This is a genomic window from Streptomyces paromomycinus, assembly GCF_003865155.1.
GTDB classification, from domain to species: Bacteria; Actinomycetota; Actinomycetes; order Streptomycetales; family Streptomycetaceae; genus Streptomyces; species Streptomyces chrestomyceticus.
Map to the genome: position 1 here is coordinate 6,407,820 of NZ_BHZD01000001.1, position 17,208 is coordinate 6,425,027.

Below are 17,208 nucleotides of genomic sequence, written 5' to 3' on the forward strand. Positions count from 1 at the left end.
CGTCAGTTCACGGACTGAAGATTGTCGGTGTCTATCTGGGCGTCGAGCTCACGCAGGCCCCGGTCGAGGTCGGGCACTTTCCCGGCCTCGACGTCGTACGAGAAGTCCTGCAGCGACACCACGTACTGCCCGCCGTTGACGGACGGCGGCAGCGCCGTACTGTGCGGATTCCGCGCGATGTCGATGAAGGTACGGAACGCCGGATCGGCGTCCAGCTTCGGCGACTTGAGCGCCGCGAACGTGGACGGCACATTGTGGATGGCGTTGGCGAACCGCACCACCTGGTCCGTGTCCGTCGTCAGGAACTTCACCAGCTCCCACGCCGCGTTCTGGTGCTTGCTGCTGTGCGCGATCCCCGCGACCGTGCCGGTCAGAAAGCCCCGGCCGTACGTGTCCGCCTGGTCGTCCGGCACCGGCAGCGGTGCCGTCCCCCAGTCGAACTTCGCCTTTCCCTCCTCCAGCATCAGACCGCGCCATTCGCCGTCCAGATGCATGGCCGCTTTCTGCGTCATGAAGGAACTCTGCGACGACATCTCGTCACCGAACGTCGTACGGAACTTCTCCAGCGCGGCATAACCGCCCTGCGCGGCGATCAGCTCCCGCTGGGTGGCGAAGAACTGTTTGCTGCGCGGGTCCTTCGAGAGCCGCGCCTTTCCCTCGCCGTCGAAATACTTCGGCCCCCACTGCGCGAACAGCCGGTCCGGACTGTTCTGGTACAGGCGGAAGTTGGGAACGAACCCGGCCCGCGCCAGCGACCCGTTCGGCTTCCGTTTGGTCAGCTTGGCCGCGTCCCGCTTGAACTCGGACATGGTGCGCGGGGGCCGCTCGATACCGGCTTCCCGGAAGGCGTCCTTGTTGTAGTACAGCCCGTAGGAGTCCGCGAGGAGCGGCAGGGCGCACTGGTTCCCTTGATAGTTCGTGTAATCCAGGAACGTCTTGGGAAAGACCTTCGTCTTCTCCACACCCGTCTTCTTCATGAACGGGTCGAGATTCACCCACATACCGGACGAGCAGTACTGCCCCACGTTGTTGGTGGTGAACGACGACACCACGTCGGGGGCGTCGTCCCCGCCGGCGCGCAGCGCCTGGTTCACGGTCGCGTCGCTGACGTTGTTGACCGTCTTCACCGTGATGTTCGGATGCAGCTTCTCGAAACGGGCGATGCTGTCGTCGATCGCCTTCACCTCGGCTGTGTTGGACCAGCCGTGCCAGAACTTCAGGGTGACGGGCTGGGTGGGGTCGTCGCGATCGCTGCCGACGCTCGGATTGGCACAGCCCGAAAGAATCAGACCGGCTCCGGCGAGCGCCGCCGACAGGCAGATGCGCATACGCGGACGCATGGCGGACTTCCTTTACGGCAGGGGTGATGACAGAAGGTGCTGCGGGTGGTGAGGTGCGCGGGAGTTTCGGCGCCGTCGCTGTCGCCGGTGACGGTGAGGACGCGGCGGTCGGCGGATAATCGGCCCGTCATGTCACCGCTGTGCCGTCTCATCAGGCCGTGTCGAACACGGTGTTACGCGCCTCGGCGAGCGCCGTGCGCAGCGCGCCCGTGAGAATCGGATTTCCCACGACATTGCTGAGCCGGAGTTCCGGCCGGGGCAACGCCAGCCCGGTGAACTCCCCCTCGACCAGCTCCCGCAGGGGCTCGCCGCCCGCCTGGGCGACCTCGCCGGAGAGCACCACCAGCCGGGGGTCCACGACGGCGACCACCGCGGCCAGCCCGGTCGCGAGCCGCCGCGCGACCTCGGCCCGCACCCTGTCGTCGGCCAGCGCCTCCTCGACCGTACGGGCGTCCCGCACCCCGTACTCCCGGGCCAGCTCCACCACACTCGGCGCCCCGACGAGACGCTGGAAGCCCCCGCCGGCGTCCGGCCGGGCCGCGCTGCGGTCGCCGCCTCGCGCGAGCGGCGCGTCCGGCAGCGGCATGTAGCCGATCTCGCCCGCGCCACCGGTGGCCCCGCGCAGCAACTGCCCGCCGAGCACGATGGCCGCGCCGACGCCCTCGTCGGCCCACACCAGTACGAAATCGTCGAAGTCCTGGGCGGCACCGTCGTGCTGCTCGGCGACCGCCGCCAGATTCACATCATTCTCGATGACAATCGGCACGCCCAGCACCCCGGCCAGCTCTTCGCGGAGCGTCCGCGACTGCCAGCCGGGCAGGTGCGGCGCGTACCGCAGCACCCCGGTCTGCGGATCGAGTGCACCCGGCGTCCCGATCACCGCCCCGTGCAGGCGCTCCCGCTCCAGACCGGCCTTGGCCAGCGCGCCGTCCACGGCGGCCGCCACGAGCCGTGCCGTCCTGTCCGGCGTCCCCTCGTCCACGGCGTCCGTACCGACCCGCTCCTCACCGAGCACCCGCCCGGTGACGTCGGCGACCGCGGCGGTGATCCCGCACTGGTCGACGGCGAGCGCGGCTACGTACGCGGCACCCGGAGCGACCTCGTACAGCTGGGCGTTGGGCCCCGGCCGCCCGGTCACGTTCCCCGTCGTCCGCACCAGCCCGGCCGCCTCCAGCCGCCCCAGCAACTGCGAGGCGGTGGGCTTGGACAGCCCGGTCAGCTCACCGATCTGGGTCCGTGTCAAAGGCCCCTGCGAGACGAGCAGGTCGAGCGCGGCCCGGTCGTTCATGGCCCGCAACACCCGCGGCGTCCCAGGAGTCCCCTGCCCGCCCTGCCCTCCGGCCATGACGCCCGCCCCACCTCTCGCTGTGCGATCTGTTAAGAAAGTTTCCAATCGATGCACAGGAACGTAGGCGCCGCGTCAGCATGCCGTCAATGGGTCTGGACCACTGACTTTCAGCGCGGCCCAGACGGTCTTCCCCGGGCCCGGCCGCAGGGTCACGCCCCACTCGTCCGCAAGTGCGTCGACGATGGCCATGCCCCGGCCGTGCTCGTCGAGTGGCCTGGGGGAGCGGATGATCGGGGTGCCGTCCCCTGCATCCGACACCTCGATGCGCAGCACCGCCGCGTCGAGCGTGAGACGCACCTCGATCCGTCGCCCAGGCCCGGTGGCGGCCAGCACCGCGTTCGCGGTCAGCTCGCCGAGGATCAGTTCGCCGGTCTCGACGGTCGCGGGGCCGAGAGTCTGGGCGGCAGCCCACTTCCGGAAGGCTGCACGTGCTCGGCCGGGGCTGCGCCGGTTCCGGGGGAGTCGATGGGTCACGCGAGCAGGGCGAAGCAGTGACATCTCGTTCATGGCGAAACCCCTTGAAGGGTGCGAGGACGGATGTCCAGCAGACTGCACCCGCGACAGAGACTCATGCAACGTTGAACGCATCCACGAACGGGTGAATCGGTGTTGAACCTGGCGACGCTGGCCAGCCAAACTTGGCGACTTCACAAGGAGGTTGCGATGACAGCGCAGCAATCGTCGGTTCCCCCGTCGACCGTGCTCGGCCGCCAACTGGGCGAGGAACTCCGCGCCTTCCGCGAGACGGCGGGCCTCTCCACTGCCGTGGCTGCAGAAGCCCTGGACTGCACGAAGGGCAAGATCAGTCGTATCGAGAACGGCAGGGTGCCGCTGCGTACGCCGGACCTCGTGGCGCTGTTGGACACGTACGGCGTGCGGGACGCGGCTACGCTCCAACGCCTTACGACCTTGGCGCGCACCGCGAACCGCCGCCGTCGGGACGGCTGGTGGAACCAGTACGGGCAGGTCCTTGCGGATACGTACCGCGATTACATCGCGCTGGAGGCTGTCTCCGAATCCATCAAGACGTTCCAATGCCAACTCGTACCGGGCCTCCTGCAGACGCCGGCCTACGTGCGTGCCGTAACCGTGGCGTCCAGAGCTTGGCACTCTCCGGAGGAGATCGAGCAGTTCGTCCAAGTCAGGCTGGCTCGCCAGGAGCGCCTCACGAACGATCCGAGACTCACCATGTGGGCCGTGGTGACCGAAGGCGTACTGCTCCAGCAGGTCGGCGGCCCCGCGGTGATGCGAGCCCAACTCGAACACCTTGCGGCCATCGCTGAGGAGCCGAACGTCACGGTTCAGGTTCTGCCGTTTTCCAGGGGCGCACACGCAGGTATGTTCGGACCGTACCTGCTGCTGAGCTTCCCGCAGGTGTCGGCCCTGGACGTCGTGCGAGCGGAGAACCCCACTGGTGCGGTGTGGCTCGAACGGGAGCCGGAGGTTGCCCGCTATCGCGAGCTGTTCGCCGACGCCCGTACGTCTGCACTCTCACCAGCGGAGTCAGTGGCCCGGATCAAGCGCGTCGCCAAGGAGCATCGAGCGTGAATCTCGTGAACGTCACGTGGCGGAAAAGCACGTACAGCGGAGGCCAGGACGAATGCCTGGAAATAGCCGACAACCTCCCGGCCCGCTCACCCGTGCCCATACGCGACAGCAAGCGCCCGCACGGGCCGCACCTCCTCTTCTCCGCCCCGGCCTGGGCGGCCTTCCTCACCGCCCTGAAGGGCGACCGTTACTGAGTCCCTCCAGCACCTTGTCCAACGTCACCGGCACCCCCCGCACCCGCACCCCCGTCGCATGCCGGACCGCGTTGACGACGGCCGCCGCCGTCCCCGTGATGCCGATCTCGCCGATGCCCTTGGCGCCCAGGGGATTGACGTACGGGTCGTCCTCGTCGATCCAGTGGGCCTCGATCCGCTGGACGTCCGCGTTGGCCGTGATGTGGTAGTTCGCCAGGTCGTGGTTGACGAGGAGGCCGTAGCGCGGGTCCGTCACGGTTTCCTCGTGGAGGGCCATGGACAGGCCCATCGTCATGCCGCCGATCAACTGGGAGCGGGCGGTGCGCGGGTTGATGATGCGGCCGGCCGCGAAGGCGCCGAGGAGGCGGGGGACCCGTACCTCGCCGGTGTCGGCGTCGACCCGTACTTCGACGAACTGCGCCCCGAAGGCGTGCATGGCGAAACGTTCGGCGTGCGGGTTGCCGGGCGTCTCGGCCTGGGCGTGGTCGCCGGGTGACGGGTCGTGGCCGTGGCGCTTGCGGAACATCTCGGCCGCCGCCACGATCGCGGAACCCCACATCGCCGTACCGGAGGACCCGCCCGCGACGGTCGCCTTCGGGAGCGCGGTGTCGCCGATGCGCAGTTCGACGCGGTCGTAGGGGACGTCCAGCGCGTCGGCGGCGATCTGGGCGAGTACGGTCCAGGCGCCGGTGCCGAGGTCGGCGGCGGCGATGTCGACCCGGTAGCACCCGTCGTCCCGGTATTGGACCGCGGCGACCGAACCGGGCTGGCGGTTGACCGGGTAGGCGGAGGAAGCGACGCCCGTACCGATCAGCCAGCGGCCCTCCCTGCGCACACCCGGGCGCGGGTCGCGGTCCTGCCAGCCGAAGCGGCGTGCGCCCTCGCGCAGGCAGGCGACCAGGTTGCGGCTGGAGAAGGGTTTGCCGGTCTCCGGGTCGGACGGGGCGTCGTTCCGGATGCGCAGCTCGACCGGGTCGAGGCCGAGGCGCTCGGCCAGTTCGTCCATCGCGACCTCGGGCCCGAACATGCCGGGGCACTCGCCGGGCGCCCGCATCCAGGACGGCACGGGCACGTCGAGAGCGGCCAGGCGGTGGGTGGTCCTCCGGTGCGGCGCCGCGTACATGGTCCGGGTCGGGTTGGCGGACTGCTCGGCGAACTCCTTGATGCGCGAGGTCTGCTCGATCGCGTCCATCCCGATGCCGGTCAGCCGCCCGTCCGCGCCGGCCGCGAGCCGTACCCGCTGGTACGTGGGGGTGCGGTAGCCGACGAGGGTGAACATCTGCTGCCGCGTCAACGCGAACTTGACCGGCCGTCCGGGTACTGCCCGCGCGGCCAGTGCCGCCAGCACCGAGTGGGCGTGCGGCTCGCCCTTCGAACCGAAGCCGCCGCCGACGTACGGGCAGACCATGTGTACCCGCGCCCGGTCTAGGCCGAACACCTCGGCCAGCGTGTCGCGGTGCCCGTGCACACTCTGGCTGGAGTCGTACAGCGTCAGCTCGTCGCCCTGCCACACGGCGATCGTCGCGTGCGGCTCCATCGGGTTGCAGTGGGTCATCGCGGTCAGGTACGTCTCGTCCAGCGCGATCGCGCCCGGGTCCGCCTGGGCCGCCTCCATGGCGGCGTCCAGGTCGCCCAGCTCGCTGTCCGTACCCGCCCCGCCGTTGGCCGTCTCCGGCCGGTACAGCTCACTCTCGCCCGGTTTCAGTTCGGATGCGTGCGCTTCCTCGGCGTACGAGATGCGCACGAGCGACGCCGCCTCCCGGGCCGCCTCCGGGGTCTCGGCCACCACCGCCGCCACGATCTGCCCGCGGAACGCCACCTCGGGTCCCTGGAGGATCGCCAGCTCCGCGTCGTCCGTGGACGCGAGCCGCTCGGCATTCTCGCACGTCAGTACGGTGATGACGCCGTCCTCCTGGCGCGCGGCCTCCGTGTCGACGGCCGTGATGCGGCCGCGGGGGACGGCGGACAGCACGGCGTGCGCGTAGCAGGGACGTTCCATCGGGTGCTCGAAGGCGTACGGGGCCCGGCCGAGCACCTTGTCGCGGGCGTCGGCGCGTTCCTGGTCGGCGCCGACGGTACGGAGGCGGGCGGCCGGGTCCGGGGTCCGGCTCTCGGACGTACGTGTCGTCATCGCGATCCCTCCAGGCCGCCCGGAGCCTCCGGGGCCTCCTGTCCCACGAGATCGCGTACGACGGCGACCAGCGTGTTGTGCACGAGCGGAACCTTGAACGCGTTGTCCCGCAGCGGATGCGCGTCCGCCGTCTCCGCCTCGGCCGCTGCCCGGCAGTTCTCCTCGGTCGCCGGCAGCCCGCGCAACGCCTCTTCGGCGCGCTCGGCCCGCCACGGCTTGTGCGCGATCCCGCCCAGCGCGATCCGGGCCTCCCGTACGGTGCGGCCGTCGTCCTCCAGGTCGAGCGCCACTGCCACGGAGACCAGCGCGAAGGCGTACGAGGCACGGTCGCGGACCTTGCGGTACCGGGAGCGGGCGGCCGACGGCAGGGCGGGCAGCTCGACGGCGGTGATCAGCTCGCCGTGCCGCAGGACCGTGTCGCGGTGCGGCGCGTCACCGGGCAGCCGGTGGAACTCGGTGAGCGGGACACGGCGCTCGCCCTCCGGGCCGAGCGTCACGACGACCGCGTCCAGGGCGGTCATCGCCACCGCCATGTCGGAGGGGTGCACGGCCACGCAGTGCGAGGAGGCGCCCAGGATGGCGTGATAGCGGGTCCAGCCCTCCAGGGCCGCGCAGCCGGAACCGGGCTCGCGCTTGTTGCAGGGGGAGCCGGGGTCCTGGAAGTAGGCGCAGCGGGTGCGCTGGAGGAGGTTGCCGCCGGTGGTCGCGAGGTTGCGGAGCTGCCCGGAGGCGCCGGACAGGAGGGCCTGGGAGAGGACCGGGTAGCGCGACCGTACGTCGGGGTGCGCGGCGAGATCGGCGTTCCGTACGTTCGCGCCGATCCGCAGACTGCCGTCGGCCCGCTCCTCCACCTGGTCCATGGGCAGCCGGGTGACGTCGACCAGCAGATCGGGGGCGGTGATGCCGAGCTTCAGATGGTCGACGAGATTGGTACCGGCCCCCAGGAACGCGGCCCCGGGATGCGCCGCCACGGTGGCCACGGCCCCGGCGGCGTCGGCGGCCCGCTCGTACCGGAAGGGCTTCACCGGCCCGCTCCTTCCGCCTTGGCCTCGGCGGCAGCCGCGACGGCGGGGACGATGTTCACATACGCCCCGCAGCGGCACAGATTGCCGCTCATCCGCTCGGCGATCTCGTCATGATCCAGCGCTTCCGGGGAGATGTCCCCCTCCGCCCCCACCTCGGTGACCGCACTCGGCCACCCCTGCGCCGCCTCGCGCAGCACACCGACCGCGGAACACACCTGCCCCGGGGTGCAGTACCCGCACTGGAGCGCGTCATGGTCGACGAACGCCTGCTGGACGGGGTGCAGCTCGCCGCCCTCACCCAGCCCTTCGGCCGTGGTGATCTCCGCACCGTCGTACGACACGGCCAGCGCGAGACAGGTCGTCGCCCGCCGCCCGTCGAGCAGCACGGTGCACGATCCGCACTGCCCGTGGTCGCACCCCTTCTTGGGACTGGTGATCCCCAGCCGCTCCCGCAACGCGTCGAGGACGGTGGTACGCGTATCCACCGTCACCTCGTACTTCTGCCCGTCGACGCGCAGTCTGATCTCGGTCTCCATGGTCAGCCGAGTCACCCGGGGTGGAGGTGGTAAACGACTGCATACAGGTGACGGGGTGAACGATGTGCCGTCGTGTGCCGCCGCCAGGTAGCGTCATGGACCTGCCAAACATGTCGGAGAAGTCGGCTCGTTCCGTTCTTGAAGAACCGTTTGCGCAGGTGGCAGCGTCCTTCGGACTGTTATCAGTGTGTCCGGGTGTGCTCAACGGGGGGCGTGTTTCGCATGGGTGTCGTACTGCCGGGTTGGGCCGACGAAATCCTCGACATCATCGGCGTGTCCTGGCCGAATGTGGACGAGGACGACTACCGCGAGATGGCGACGGCCATGCGCGAGTTCGCCGGGGATATCAACGACGGCGCGGGCCAGGCGCACGAGGCGGTCCAGGCGCTGGTCTCCTCGGCGGGTGGCGGCCAGGCTGCGGAGGCGCTGAACGCCCACTGGAGCAAGATCAACGGCACCCACCTGGCCAAACTCGCCCAGTGCGGTGAACTGGCCGCCACCGCGCTGGACGGCGTGGCCGTCCTGATCGAGGGCGCCAAGCTCGGCGCGATCGTCCAGCTGGGCATCCTGGCCGCCGAGGTCATCGCGGCCCAGGCCGCCGCCCCCTTCACCTTCGGACTGTCCGAACTCGGCGCCCTGGCGGCGACGCAGACCACCCGCGTCATCGTCAAACGCCTCTTCAAGGAGGTCTGCCAGCAGGTCGCCGAACAGGTCGTCAGCATCGCCCTGACTCCGGTGGAGGAGGCGTTGGGCGCGATGGTCGGCGACCTCGTCGTCCAGCTCGGCGCCAACGCCCTGGGCGTCAAGGACGGCGTCGACCTGGGCCGGACCGCCAAGGCGGGCAAGGAGGGCTTCGGCCAGGGCGTCCAGGGCGCCAAGGACGCCGCCGGCAGCTCGATGCAACTGCTGAGCGCGGGCGGCGGGGGAGGCGGCGCGGGCGGCGGTTCCGGCAGCGGCGGGTTCACCTTCGACCACGACGCCCACGACAAGGCCGTCACCGGCCTGCAGAGCGCCGGCGGCCACTTCCGCAACAACGCCGGCGGCAAGATCGGCCGCGCCAAGAGCCACCACGGCCGCACCCGCGGCAAGGACGCCATCGCGGACGCGGCCAACACCATGCTCGACAAGGTCATCGACGGCATCGAGGACGCGGTCAAGAAGTCCGCCAGACACCTCGACGACAGCATGACCCGCGGCGTCAAACAGATGGCCAAGAATCACAAGGAGAACGACAAGGGGCTGGCCGATCACTTCACCGGTCTCGGCAAGGGAGGCAAGCAGGACCCGAAGGGCCCGAAGGGCGCTGGTGGGGGAGGAGGCGGCCGAGGGGGAGGCCGCCCCGGTAGCGAGGGCGAGCCTCACTGGCACGGCAGGAGCGCCGGCGAGATGAGGCACCATCGGAACGATCCGGTCGATGTGCGCCACCTCGACGAGTCGGCCCGCATGGAGCGGCTGGAGTACGAATCACGAAAAGTGGCGGACGACGCTCGCGCGGCTGACGGCAGCAACACCGTGCCCGGCAAGGATCAGCGCACCAGCGGATGCGCCGGCAGTTTGCTGCACAATGGCGTCATCACATCCCACACCAGCACGACTCGCCGGAAGCCGGTCCTCAGCCCGCAGGAAGCAAAGCTGATCAAAGAAGGCAAGATGGAAAGGCCGGAACCGCAGACGCGTGCGTCGGCGCATCCGGTCGTCCGGCAGGTCCTCGATGAGATCGAGGCGGACAAGCTGGCCAGCGGGGAGCGTCCTGGGGTAGGTCACGGAAATTGTGCCGAGGTGGCGTTGATTTCGGACCGACTGCATCAAATGGACCCGGATGGTACCCGCATTCGCACACCGGAAGAAGCGCGCGAAGCCCTGGACGGGAGCATGGTGCACACCCGTCAGATCGGCCAGCAGCGGAATCGGGAAACCGGAGAGATCGAGATCGACCATGGTGATTACAAGGAACCGTGCCGCTCCTGCAGTTCGATGCTTCCCAGGCTGGGCGTCAAGGCTCACCGGTAGTGCTTTCTCGAACGGCAGGAAGGATGGCGTGACATGTTGACCGAGGCCGAGCGCCGGGAGGCCGATGAGCTGCTGGCCTCCGCCGGCTGGTATCCAGGACGCGACGTATCGGATCGGGTGCCGGAACTGGTGCGGTTCGTCGTCGCGGACCTGGCGGCTCAGGAATGCCCGGTAGCGCTCTCCCCTGCGGCGGAAGAGTTTCTGAAATCGTACGGCTTCCTCGACGTGGAGTTTCCCTACGACGAAGGCCGTACGGAGCATTTCAATACCTGCGCGAAGTTCTGTGACGACAGGGCCGAGGAGATCCGTGAGCTCAGCGAAGGGCTGCAGGTTCCGGTCTTTCCGGTCGGCTGGGACAGTATCGAAGGAGGGTTGGCGGTGATCGACCCGTCCGGTCGGTTCTTCTATCTGCATCACACCGGGTTTTACTACCTGGGAGCAGAGCTGCGGGAAGCTGTCATAAGGTTGATGAACGGACGTACCGAGCCTGCTGAGGAATACTATGTCTGATCTTGTGCCAGGTACTGCTTCGTCGCTTCTTGTGCAAGGGAGAATCTTCAGTCACACCAATTTGAGCGGTGCGGGTGAACCGAACCTGCACCCAGCTGTGCGTGAGTTTCTTGAGGTGCTGCCTGTCGAATTCCAGGATTCGTTCACCGGGTACTGCGCCGAATCCGCCCTCGTTTCCGACCAGCTGTGGGGGATCGATGCCGAGCGTCCCGGTCAGGCCCCGGTCTCTCTGGACGAGGCTCTTCCGCACTTCGCGGGAGCCGCGATGGTGTCCAAGATGATCCGTGAAGAAGGGGATCCGGACCACGGGCAGCCGACGGCACCGTGCGCGGCCTGCCAGGCGCTGATCGACCGGCTGGGCATCGATTTCGTCGGAGCCTGACGGTATGGACGAGCGGACGGATCATGTGGTGCGCAGCGCGCTCACGGTGCTCAGTGACGCGGGGTGGTGGCCGACGCGCGATGCGGGGCCTGCCGCACTGTCGGCCATGCTGGAGACCGTGAGCACGGTCGGGCCCGGAAATGGTGTTCCGTGGGAGCTTTTCCCGGCGGCGGAGCGGGCAGTGCGCCAATTTCACGGGCTGAATGTTTTCCTGCACGGCCCCGGCCTGGAGTGCGGCCTGCGGGCCTTCGTGCTCGATCCGCGCGAGGGACGCTTCGCGTCGGCCACCCTGCACGGTTTCGCGGAGCGGATCGGCAGCCGTGTCTTTCCGCTCGGATCGCATGGGGACACGTCCCTGCTCGCCGTGGACGAACAGAGTCGCCTCTTCATGGTCAACCACGGCGGCTGGTGGCACCTCGGTGATTCGGTGCTCGCCGGGCTGACCGTACTGATCGAAGGGCGGCGGCCGAAGCGGGTGCGGAAGGACGGGACATGGGAGTCGGCGGAGCCGGAGTCCGTGGAGTCGGAACCGGAAGAGGCCGACGGCGGTGCGACGGCGGAGGCCACCCGGGCCGAGGAAGTGGCCCCCGATGCCGAGGTACGCGCTGTCTTCGGGTGAGCGTGGGGAGCCGCCCCCGACCCTGGACTGTGGGGTGAGGGCGGTTTCGTAGGGCGGCCGGACGGCCCGCCTATTTCCCCAGATTCGGCGGCGGAATGGGCGTAGTCGCCAGGGACTGCGGCGACGTAGGGCTGGCCAAGGCCGACGGGGCCGCTACCGCGGCGGACGGGTCGGGGGCGGGGTCTTCGGGGGTGTCGGGGAGGGGGCGCGGGGCCAGGGTGATGCCTTCGGTGTCGAGGGCCTTCTTGATGCGCCAGCGGAGTTCGCGTTCTATGCCGGGGGCCTTGCCGGGCATGGTCTTGGCGGAGACGCTGATGGTGACGGAGTCGAGGTGGACCTCGCTGAGGCCGAGGACCTCGACGGCCTCCCAGAGCTGTTCGTTCCAGGGCTCGGCCTTGGACATCTCCTCGCCGGTGGCGGTGATGATCTCCCGGGCGCGGTCCAGGTCCTGGTCCGGGGCGATCATGACGTCGACGGTGGCGGTGGACCAGCCCTGGCTGAGGTTGCCGATGCGCTTGACCTCGCCGTTGCGGATGTACCAGATGGCGCCGTTGGGGCCGCGCAGCTTGGTGACGCGCAGGCCGACCTCGACGACCGTACCGGTGGCCACGCCCGCGTCGATCTCGTCGCCGACGCCGTACTGGTCCTCCAGGATCATGAAGACGCCGGAGAGGAAGTCGGTGACGAGGTTGCGGGCGCCGAAGCCGATGGCGACGCCCGCGACGCCGGCGCTGGCGAGCAGCGGGGCCAGGTTGATCTTGAGGACGGACAGTACCGTCAGGGCGGCGGTGCCCATGATGACGAACGACGCGACGCTGCGCAGCACCGAGCCGATGGCCTCGGAGCGCTGGCGGCGGCGTTCGGCGTTGACCAGGAGCCCGCCCAGCGCGGTGCCTTGGGCGGCCGTCGCGGTGCGGTTCATCCGTTCTATGAGCTTGGTGATCGTGCGCCGGATCACATGTCGCAGGATGACGGCGATGATGATGATCAGCGCGATCTGCAGGGCGGACGTGAGCCAGGTCGCCCAGTTCTCCTCCACCCATCCGGCGGCGTTGGTGGCCTTCTCCGTGGCGTCGTCGAGCGACGCCCGGCGGTGCGCGCCGGGCGGCGTGGCGGCTGGGGAAGCGGACCAGAACACAGCAGGAACCTCCGTGTGGGACAGCAGACCCGGGTCGGGACTTACCGTGCCCCGGGCAGACCAACCACACTAACGGGGCAACGGGGGCGGTCCGCGCCGGTGTTCGAGAGTGACCGGACCAATTACGGGTCTGTTTGGGGGGAAGTAAAGCGGTGTGGTCGAAAACACCTCGGACCCGTTACCCGGTGATGGTGGCGCTCCGACCAGGCACCGGGGGACACTGTGGAGAGATCGTCCCGGCGCGAGCCACGCGCCGCCGGCGTACAAGGAGGCACCCGTGCCGCATGTCCTGGTCCTCAACGCGTCGTACGAGCCGCTCGGCGTCGTACCGCTCCGCCGCGCGCTCATCCTCGTCCTCAACGAAAAGGCCGTCAGCCTTGAGGAGTCCGGCGCCCTGATGCACAGCGCGACCCGTGTGATGCCCGCTCCCAGTGTGGTCCGCCTCAAGCGGTTCGTGCGGGTGCCTTTTCGCGGTCCCGTCCCGTTGACCCGCCGTGCCCTCTTCGCCCGGGACGGCGGGCGGTGCATGTACTGCGGTGGCGTCGCAACCAGCGTCGACCACGTCGTTCCGCGCAGTCGTGGCGGGCAGCACACCTGGGAGAACGTCGTCGCCGCGTGCCGCCGCTGCAACCACGTCAAGGCCGACCGGCATGTCGCCGAGATCGGCTGGCGGTTGCGGCATCAGCCCGCGCCGCCGTCCGGCCTGGCCTGGCGGATCATCGGCACGGGGCATAGGGACCCCCGGTGGCTGCCATATCTGCAGCCGTACGGGGCGGATGACGCGCTGGCCCGGATCGATGCCGTATCGGCATAGGTCCGGGTCTTTTGCGTGGTGAGGGAGGAGCGGCCGGCTTCGGACGGGCTCGGCCGGGCCCGTCCGAGCTCCCGGTACGCACGTCTCCCTGGCGCCCGCCATCCGGCCACGCCTCATGGGCGGAGTACGCACGCCCCCCTGGCGCCCGCCATCCGGCCACGCCTCATGGGCGGAGTACGCACGTCTCCCTGGCGCCCGCCACCCGGCCACGCCTCATGGGCCGAGTACGCACGCCTCCCTAGCGCCCGCCACCCGGCCACGCCTCATGGGCCGACGGCCCGCTTCCTGGCATGTCCCCGGTCTTCGCCGGCCGGGCAGGCGTGCCGGGCCGGTCGCCGCCGGGGCCGGACGGCCGGGACGGCGGCGGCCCGGGCCGGTCCGGGCCCTTCACCGCGTACGCCTCCACGCTCCACAGTGAGTAGCCGAAGCGGGTCGCGCGCTTGTCGCCCTGGATGCGGACGAAGCGGACGTCCTGCGCGTCCATCCGGAGGGTCTCGCGGCCGCCCTTGCCGTCGCGGACGGTGGCGGCCGTGCGCCAGGTGACGCCGTCGGACGACACGCGGACCGTGTAGGCGGCCGCGTACGCGTCCTGCCAGCTGAGGGTGAGGCGGCCCAGGCGGGCCGGGCGCGGCAGCGTGAACTGGAGCCAGGCGTCGTCCTGGGCGGGGGAGGACCAGCGGGTCTTCGGGTCGCCGTCGGTGGCGGCGGTGGCCGGGAACTCGGACGTCTCGTCGCCGGAGGAGGTGGCCTCGGCGCCGCGGGCCAGGTCGGGGCCCGTGGTGGGCGGGTAGGTCCGGACGGTCAGCGTCCGCTTCTGGTCGCCGTAGGTGACCGGGATCTCGTACGTACCGGTCTTGGCGTCGCGCGGGACCGTGACGTGGATACGGGCGGTGGCCGTGCCGCCGCGCGGGGCCGTGACGTGCTCCGGCGCCCGTACGGTGAAGCCCTTGGGCGCCTTCGCCGTGAGCTTGCCCTCCACGTCGGCGGGGCGGCGGGAGAAGATCCGGGCGTCCACGGAGAAGGTGCCGCCGGTGTCGGCGTCGATCTCGTCGTGCGCCAGTTCCAGGCCCGCCGCCGGGGTGTCGGCGAACCACGGGGTGAAGGAGTGCACGGACGGCGCCGTGGTGCCGTCCTTCCAGGCCAGCCGGATGCTGTCGGCCTTCATGCCGCGCGCCTCGGTCTGTGTCCAGCCGGTGCCGGAGAGGCCGCCGAGCCGCCGCCAGCCTTCGCCGGGGACGTGCGCCTCCACGGACACGGCGGCCGCCGACGGGCTCGGCTCGGTGAGCGAGGTGACCGCGGTCAGCGGGCGGGGGCGGCCGAAGGGGACGGTCAGGGAGGTGGGGCGGGCGTCCTGCTCCGGCGGCGGGGCCGTCTCGGAGCGGTCGGAGCGGGCGCCGGTCCAGGCGTCGGACTCGGTCATCGCGCGGTCGAGGAAGGGGCCCAGAACGCCCTTTCCGACCGTGACCGGACTCTTCTTGATCTTTTTCAGCAGGTCCTGGACGGCGCGCTGTGCGGTCCACGCGGCGGAGCCGTCGCCGCGGGCCTGCGCCACCAGCATGTCGACGGCCCGCTCGCCCGCCGAACCGTACCGTGCCAATTGGCGTGCCCAGGGACGCACTTCGTCGGCCAGGCCGGGGGAGAGGCGTTCCGGCGCGCCGCTCATCGTGTGGAAGGCGGCCCGCAGCCGGGCCGCGGCCTTGGTGTAGCGCTCGTCGTCGCCCCGGTTGTCGCTGTCGGTGGCGTCGGCGCGCGCCTTCCAGAACGCTTCGATCAGCGGCTTGAGGTACGCGGACTCGTCGGTGCCGAGGACCGAGGAGGCGTCGTTGCCGGCCAGCGCGTGCAGTGCGGCGCGGGAGGCGGCGTTCCCGCCGGAGAGGTCGTCGACGGCGGCCTCCCAGGAGGCGCCGGGCCGGTAGCCGCGCGGGTTCCAGGCGTAGTCGGCGGCGGTGAACAGCGCGATGCGGGACGCGGTGGGCTGCGCCATGGCGTTGGCCAGCAGCGCGCTGGAGCCGACGGCGACGGCGGGTTCGCGGCCCGTGTAGGGGCCGAGGAAGATACGGTCCTGCGCGTAGTCGTTGACCGGGTAGTTGTCCATCGTGACCATCCGGTGGCCGAACACCTCGCGGGCCTCGGCCAGTTCGCCGCCGGTGATGGTACGGGGGACGACGCCGACGCCGGTCCACGCGACCTCGACCCGGTCGGACAGCGCGGCCGCCAGCGCCTCCCGGTAGGCGGTCGAGCCGTCCTGGTAGTACTCGGTCGGCAGCAGGCTGAGCGGCGGCGCCTCGGGGTGCCGCTCGGCGAGGTGGGCGGCGAGCGCGTCCGCCACCTTGGCGTGCGCCTTCGCGGCGGCCTCGGGGCCGGAGCCGAAGGTGTCGGCGTCCGCGTCGCAGTGCCACTCGCTGTAGCTGACGTCCTGGAACTGGAGCTGGAAGGCGCGCACGCCCAGCGCCCACATGGCGTCCACCTTGCGGCGCAGCGCCTTCAGGTCGTCCTCGGAGGACATGCACATGGCCTGCCCGGGGGAGACGGCCCAGCCCAGCGTCACATGGTTGGCGCGGGCCCGGGCGGCCAGCGCGCGGAAGTCCTCGCGCTGCTCCGCCGGGTAGGGGTCACGCCACCGGAACTGGCGGTACGGGTCGTCGCCGGGCGCGTAGAGGTAGCGGTTCTGCTTCGTACGGCCCATGAAGTCGAGCTGGGCCAGGCGCTGCTCGCGGGTCCAGGGCTGGCCGAAGAAGCCCTCGGTCGTGCCGCGTACGGGGGTGCCGGGCCAGTCCCGTACGACGGCCGCGGCCAGCTCCTTGCCGGTGTCGGCCTTGTCGCTGCCTGCCTTGCCGCTGCTCGCCTTGCCGTCGCTCTTGGCGCGCTCCACGACCAGTTGGCGCAAGGTCTGTACGGCGTGGAAGAGGCCGTCCGGGCCGACGCCGTCCAGGGCGACCGTGTCCCGGCCCGCCACCTCGCCGACAGCGAGGCGGTAGCCGCCGGAGGGCAGGTCTCCGCGGGCGGGCGCGCGCAGGGCCCGCAGCGCGGTCTCGGCGTCCGGGCCGCCGACGCGGAACACAGGGCCCTCGCCGGGCAGCGTCTGGCCCGGGGCGGCCTCGTGGACCGTACGGACCCCGGCGTCGCGCAGCACGTCGCGCAGCGCGCTCAGGGCGTACGGGTCGGCATCCGGGGCGGCGGCGATGGTGGCCTCGCCGTCCAGCGCTACGGACGCGCCACCCGGCCGCATCGACTGCGGACGCGGCCATACGGCGGGCAACTGCCCGGCGGAAACGGTCCGGCCGGTGCCGCCTGTGCCGTCGGACTGTCCGGGCAGGTCGGGAGTGCCGACGGCCGGGTCGGCGGGGGCCGCGTGAACAGGGGCGGTGCTGCCGAGGAGCCCGCCGATGACGGCCGCGGCGATGGCGGTGGCCCCGGCGACCCGCGCGCGGGCCCCGGCCCGTACGGCGCCGAAACGGCCCGTGCCGCCGGCGCCGAGGCTGCCGGTGCCGATGCTGGTGGGGCCGGTCAGAGGGGTGGCGGTGCGATCGGTACGGCGGGCCGCGCCGTCGCCGGCCGGGGACGCGTCGCTGTGCCCGGCCCGGAAGGCGTCGCCGTCCCCGGCTTCTCCGTC

15 protein-coding genes are annotated in these 17,208 nt (G+C 70.7%); 7 read left to right on the forward strand and 8 right to left on the reverse strand.

From position 1 onward, the window contains the following. Window positions 1–2: 2 nt before the first annotated feature. The 3 genes from OEIGOIKO_RS27480 to OEIGOIKO_RS27490 form a co-directional block, all read right to left on the reverse strand. Window positions 3–1,340, reverse strand: a complete 1,338-nt coding sequence (locus OEIGOIKO_RS27480; RefSeq protein WP_174857226.1) for an ABC transporter substrate-binding protein — start codon at window positions 1,338–1,340, stop codon at window positions 3–5. Window positions 1,341–1,491: 151 nt separating this feature from the next. Beyond that, a complete protein-coding gene (locus OEIGOIKO_RS27485) occupies window positions 1,492–2,628 on the reverse strand; it encodes an ROK family transcriptional regulator (protein ID WP_125059024.1) in 1,137 nt (378 codons plus the stop codon). A 132-nt stretch (window positions 2,629–2,760) separates the two neighbouring features. After that, on the reverse strand, window positions 2,761–3,162 hold the full coding sequence (locus OEIGOIKO_RS27490; protein ID WP_170251875.1) for an ATP-binding protein: 402 nt from the start codon (window positions 3,160–3,162) through the stop codon (window positions 2,761–2,763). A gap of 189 nt (window positions 3,163–3,351) precedes the next feature. Here OEIGOIKO_RS27490 and OEIGOIKO_RS27495 point away from each other — a divergent pair, with 189 nt between their 5' ends. Both OEIGOIKO_RS27495 and OEIGOIKO_RS27500 read left to right on the forward strand, forming a co-directional pair. Next, a complete protein-coding gene (locus OEIGOIKO_RS27495) occupies window positions 3,352–4,236 on the forward strand; it encodes a helix-turn-helix domain-containing protein (protein ID WP_125056240.1) in 885 nt (294 codons plus the stop codon). Next, window positions 4,233–4,430 (forward strand): DUF397 domain-containing protein, encoded by a 198-nt coding sequence (locus OEIGOIKO_RS27500; RefSeq protein WP_125056241.1) that lies wholly within the window; start codon window positions 4,233–4,235, stop codon window positions 4,428–4,430. Before OEIGOIKO_RS27495 ends, OEIGOIKO_RS27500 begins: the two co-directional genes overlap by 4 nt. Here the strand turns inward: OEIGOIKO_RS27500 and OEIGOIKO_RS27505 are convergent. The 3 genes from OEIGOIKO_RS27505 to OEIGOIKO_RS27515 are packed head-to-tail and all read right to left on the reverse strand — an operon-like array spanning window position 4,402 to window position 8,122. Next, window positions 4,402–6,561, reverse strand: coding sequence for a xanthine dehydrogenase family protein molybdopterin-binding subunit (locus OEIGOIKO_RS27505; protein WP_125056242.1), 2,160 nt, complete (start codon window positions 6,559–6,561; stop codon window positions 4,402–4,404). The two genes, OEIGOIKO_RS27500 and OEIGOIKO_RS27505, sit on opposite strands and share 29 nt — an antisense overlap. Further along, window positions 6,558–7,586, reverse strand: a complete 1,029-nt coding sequence (locus OEIGOIKO_RS27510; protein ID WP_125056243.1) for an FAD binding domain-containing protein — start codon at window positions 7,584–7,586, stop codon at window positions 6,558–6,560. Before OEIGOIKO_RS27510 ends, OEIGOIKO_RS27505 begins: the two co-directional genes overlap by 4 nt. Beyond that, a complete protein-coding gene (locus tag OEIGOIKO_RS27515; RefSeq protein ID WP_125056244.1) occupies window positions 7,583–8,122 on the reverse strand; it encodes a (2Fe-2S)-binding protein in 540 nt (179 codons plus the stop codon). The genes OEIGOIKO_RS27510 and OEIGOIKO_RS27515 overlap by 4 nt, the downstream gene beginning before the upstream one ends. Window positions 8,123–8,344: 222 nt before the next feature. Here OEIGOIKO_RS27515 and OEIGOIKO_RS27520 point away from each other — a divergent pair, with 222 nt between their 5' ends. The 4 genes from OEIGOIKO_RS27520 to OEIGOIKO_RS27535 are packed head-to-tail and all read left to right on the forward strand — an operon-like array spanning window position 8,345 to window position 11,643. Beyond that, window positions 8,345–10,132, forward strand: a complete 1,788-nt coding sequence (locus OEIGOIKO_RS27520; RefSeq protein ID WP_125056245.1) for a YwqJ-related putative deaminase — start codon at window positions 8,345–8,347, stop codon at window positions 10,130–10,132. A gap of 33 nt (window positions 10,133–10,165) precedes the next feature. After that, window positions 10,166–10,642, forward strand: coding sequence for an SUKH-3 domain-containing protein (locus tag OEIGOIKO_RS27525; protein WP_125056246.1), 477 nt, complete (start codon window positions 10,166–10,168; stop codon window positions 10,640–10,642). Continuing rightward, window positions 10,635–11,024 carry a YwqJ-related putative deaminase gene (locus OEIGOIKO_RS27530; RefSeq protein ID WP_125056247.1) on the forward strand — a complete coding sequence of 130 codons (390 nt, stop codon included), beginning with the start codon at window positions 10,635–10,637 and terminating at the stop codon, window positions 11,022–11,024. Before OEIGOIKO_RS27525 ends, OEIGOIKO_RS27530 begins: the two co-directional genes overlap by 8 nt. A gap of 4 nt (window positions 11,025–11,028) precedes the next feature. Next, on the forward strand, window positions 11,029–11,643 hold the full coding sequence (locus OEIGOIKO_RS27535; protein WP_125056248.1) for an SUKH-3 domain-containing protein: 615 nt from the start codon (window positions 11,029–11,031) through the stop codon (window positions 11,641–11,643). 70 nt (window positions 11,644–11,713) lie between these two features. Here the strand turns inward: OEIGOIKO_RS27535 and OEIGOIKO_RS27540 are convergent, their stop codons facing one another. After that, on the reverse strand, window positions 11,714–12,781 hold the full coding sequence (locus OEIGOIKO_RS27540) for a mechanosensitive ion channel family protein (protein WP_125056249.1): 1,068 nt from the start codon (window positions 12,779–12,781) through the stop codon (window positions 11,714–11,716). A gap of 277 nt (window positions 12,782–13,058) precedes the next feature. On the opposite strand from OEIGOIKO_RS27540, the gene OEIGOIKO_RS27545 reads away from it, so the two are divergent. Beyond that, a complete protein-coding gene (locus OEIGOIKO_RS27545) occupies window positions 13,059–13,595 on the forward strand; it encodes an HNH endonuclease (RefSeq protein WP_003982442.1) in 537 nt (178 codons plus the stop codon). Between the two features lie 238 nt (window positions 13,596–13,833). Here the strand turns inward: OEIGOIKO_RS27545 and OEIGOIKO_RS27550 are convergent, their stop codons facing one another. Next, window positions 13,834–16,998, reverse strand: coding sequence for a beta-N-acetylglucosaminidase domain-containing protein (locus tag OEIGOIKO_RS27550; RefSeq protein ID WP_246178119.1), 3,165 nt, complete (start codon window positions 16,996–16,998; stop codon window positions 13,834–13,836). Window positions 16,999–17,208 lie beyond the last annotated feature (210 nt).

What these genes read in the sequence shown, in the direction of transcription:
- OEIGOIKO_RS27525 (WP_125056246.1), top strand. Translation starts at nt 10,166, where the DNA reads ATGTTGACCGAGGCCGAGCGCCGGGAGGCCGATGAGCTGCTGGCCTCC.
- OEIGOIKO_RS27515 (WP_125056244.1), bottom strand. Translation starts at nt 8,122, where the DNA reads ATGGAGACCGAGATCAGACTGCGCGTCGACGGGCAGAAGTACGAGGTG.
- OEIGOIKO_RS27520 (WP_125056245.1), top strand. Translation starts at nt 8,345, where the DNA reads ATGGGTGTCGTACTGCCGGGTTGGGCCGACGAAATCCTCGACATCATC.
- OEIGOIKO_RS27480 (WP_174857226.1), bottom strand. Translation starts at nt 1,340, where the DNA reads ATGCGTCCGCGTATGCGCATCTGCCTGTCGGCGGCGCTCGCCGGAGCC.
- OEIGOIKO_RS27485 (WP_125059024.1), bottom strand. Translation starts at nt 2,628, where the DNA reads ATGAACGACCGGGCCGCGCTCGACCTGCTCGTCTCGCAGGGGCCTTTG.
- OEIGOIKO_RS27535 (WP_125056248.1), top strand. Translation starts at nt 11,029, where the DNA reads ATGGACGAGCGGACGGATCATGTGGTGCGCAGCGCGCTCACGGTGCTC.
- OEIGOIKO_RS27530 (WP_125056247.1), top strand. Translation starts at nt 10,635, where the DNA reads ATGTCTGATCTTGTGCCAGGTACTGCTTCGTCGCTTCTTGTGCAAGGG.
- OEIGOIKO_RS27505 (WP_125056242.1), bottom strand. Translation starts at nt 6,561, where the DNA reads ATGACGACACGTACGTCCGAGAGCCGGACCCCGGACCCGGCCGCCCGC.
- OEIGOIKO_RS27495 (WP_125056240.1), top strand. Translation starts at nt 3,352, where the DNA reads ATGACAGCGCAGCAATCGTCGGTTCCCCCGTCGACCGTGCTCGGCCGC.